Source organism: Mesorhizobium sp. P5_C1 (assembly GCF_054049815.1).
Genome location: NZ_JBFULQ010000635.1, coordinates 1 through 2,864, shown reverse-complemented (window position 1 = coordinate 2,864; position 2,864 = coordinate 1). Strand labels below are relative to the sequence as shown.

Annotated in this window: 2 protein-coding genes and 1 pseudogene; all 3 read left to right on the top strand. The window is 61.2% G+C overall.

What is annotated here, in order from left to right; translation table 11 throughout:
- Nucleotides 1-651: pseudogene (locus ACXJ7R_RS29170) on the top strand (cyclic nucleotide-gated potassium channel); the annotation flags it as partial.
- 220 nt (nt 652-871) lie between these two features.
- The gene (locus ACXJ7R_RS29165; protein WP_095089014.1) at nt 872-1,756 is read left to right on the top strand and encodes a metal-dependent phosphohydrolase; all 885 of its coding nucleotides are present in this window, start codon (nt 872-874) and stop codon (nt 1,754-1,756) included.
- Nucleotides 1,757-2,101: 345 nt separating this feature from the next.
- Nucleotides 2,102-2,554, top strand: coding sequence for a pyridoxamine 5'-phosphate oxidase family protein (locus tag ACXJ7R_RS29160; protein ID WP_095089016.1), 453 nt, complete (start codon nt 2,102-2,104; stop codon nt 2,552-2,554).
- The last annotated feature ends 310 nt before the right edge of the window (nt 2,555-2,864 follow it).

Here is a 2,864-nt window from a genome sequence, read left to right as displayed (position 1 = left end):
CTGTTCGCTGTCGCGCTGGCCGCCTATGTCATCGAGCGCGACATCCAACCGGAAAAGTTCGGCAGCATCCCCCAGGCAATGTGGTGGGCTGTGGTCACGCTGTCCACCACCGGCTATGGCGACGAAATTCCGCAGAGCTTCGCCGGCCGCGTCCTTGCTGGGGCGGTCATGATGAGTGGCATCGGCATCTTCGGGCTCTGGGCCGGTATTCTTGCCACCGGCTTCTATCAAGAAGTCCGTCGCGGGGATTTCGTCCGTAATTGGCAATTGGTCGCCACCGTGCCGTTGTTTCAGAAGCTCGGCCCGGCCGTTCTGGTCGAGATCGTGCGCGCGTTGAGACCTCGCATGGTGCCGGCGGGCGCCGTGATCTGCCGTATTGGCGAACCCGGTGATCAGATGTTCTTCGTCGTAGAGGGGCGCGTCAGCGTCGCGACGCCGAACCCGGTGGAGCTTGGCCCTGGCGCCTTCTTCGGCGAGATGGCGCTGATCAGCGGCGAACCGCGTTCGGCGACCGTGAGCGCTGCAACGATGGTCTCACTCCTGTCGCTGCATGCGGTGGATTTCCAAATGCTGTGCAGCAGCAGCCCGGAGATCGCGGAAATCATCCGCAAGACCGCGCTCGAGCGGCGCAGCGCGGCACCGACGGCTTGACCGTATCTGGTGTGCAGTCCCGGGTGTGATCGTGTGTCGTCGATGTGTGCAGCACCGACAGCGGCCACGGTTTCGTGAGTGGCGAGGGCGACCGCAGCGACATTCGGTAGTCGCCGCTGCCTCGGTGGCCTCGGTCCTAAGATAATATCTGGGAACTGTGCTAGGATGGCCGCCGCGCGGCGCGACTTGTCATGCTTCAAAGCGGTCAGGAACGATTGTCATGCTCAATCCAATCTCCATCATGGCCGACCGGCTCGGCGACTATCTGTCAGACCTCTATCTTCAGTATTTCTCGCATCGCAATCCGGAATATGCGAGCTACATAGGTGGAGCGGCCCGCCTTGTCCTGGAGCGCATCGGCAATTCGAATGCCCTCTATCACAACATCGAGCACACGCTGATGGTTACGCTCGCTGGCCAGCAGATCATCCGCGGCCGGCTGCTTTCGGAATCCCTGACCCCCGATGACTGGCTGCATTATACCTGCGCGTTGCTTGTCCACGACATCGGCATGGTCCACGGCGTGTGCCAGGGCGACACCGAGGACAGCTTCGTCATTAACGAGGCCGGCGACGTCTTTACGCCACCGCGCGGCGCCTCCGACGCGGTGCTTGCGCCCTATCATATCGAGCGCGCCAAAATCTATGCGCGCCAACGTTTTGCTTCCTCGAAGTTCGTCAATGAGGAGCGCATCGTCGCGGCGATCGAGATGACGCGCTTTCCGGTGCCGAACGATCCGGCCTACCAGGTCACCAACACCGAGCCGGCGCTGGTCAGGGCCGCGGACCTGATTGGCCAGCTCGCTGATCCCTTCTATCACCGCAAGCTGCCGGCGCTGTTTGCCGAGTTCTCTGAGATCGGGATGGTGGAAAAGCTCGGCTGCAAGACCGCCGCCGATCTCGGCGCCATCTTCACCGATTTCTTCACGCTGCAGGTCGAGCCCTATATCGGCGACGCGATCCGCTATCTGGAGCTAACGACGGAAGGCAAGCAGTGGATCGCCAACCTCCACAGCAACCTCTTTCAGTCCGGGCATCGCGCCAGGATCGGCCCGTTCCCCGGCGTGTTGCAGCCGACCTCGGCGAGCCTTTCGGTGGTAACTTAAGAGCCTGGGATTGTTCCCTCTTTTCCGCCGGTGCCGAGCCGGCTGCGAACCAGCGATTGGGTCGACGGGGAGTGGCTCTCGCCGTCCCCGGCCGCAACTCGACAATCCCCTGCCGCGCTTTGCGCACGCTGGCCAAGTCCGCTTGGCGCTGCGAAATGCTGACATTGAGCATAGCCAAGGAAACGAACCTTTTGCCGCAGAGCGGGCACAACTGATTTGCCTTTCGTTCCGCCAGCGAACGCGACCGATGCGCGTTTGCCCGCCATTGTGTTGATGTGCGTCAATGCGAGACGGCCCTACGGCCCCTACCATGGTCACGGTCAGCAATGATTTTGGAGACAGCAGATGGACGAAGAGAGCAGAAACAAGATCGAGACGTTGTTGGATCAGCATCGGATCATGACGGTTGCAACGCTGAGGCCGGACGGCTGGCCGCAGGCGACGACCGTCGGCTACGTTAACGAAGGTCTTACGCTTTACTTCCTCTGCGGTCTGGAAAGCCAAAAGGCTGCGAATCTGGCGCGAGACGATCGCGTGTCCTTGACCATCGATCACGACGCGCCACAGGTGATGGACATCACTGGACTTTCTATGGCGGCGCGTGCGCAGCCGGTGGTGGACCGGGCCGAAGCGGAAAAGGTCCTGCGGATGCTGCCGCTGAAGTATCCCGAGCAAGTTTCGCTGCCGGGCCCGATGCCGACGCCGGAGCAGGTGCGCATATTTCGCGTGATGCCTTCGGTCATCTCAGTGCTCGATTACTCCAAGGGCTTTGGCCACACCGAGCTCGTCACTTGCTGAGCGCGCCCTCCCCAAGATAAGCTTTGGGCTATGTGGGGCAAGGACGGCAAATCGCTTGCAAGTCTGTCCATTCAGACCTGGGGCTGGCACCTCGTCGGATGACCGCCAGTAGCGCATCCCTGACAGTTGATCGTTCAAGCGATACCGGGGTTGATGATCCTACCCATACGGCGTTTTGAACGGTTTCTCGCTTTGTTGGTGATGGGCGATCATGCGAAACCGCCGTCCTTTAGACTAGCGCCCGGGATGATAAGTCGCCATCAAACGCTCGAGTTCGTCGATGGCGGAGGACTTTGGAAGCTTCTCGCCC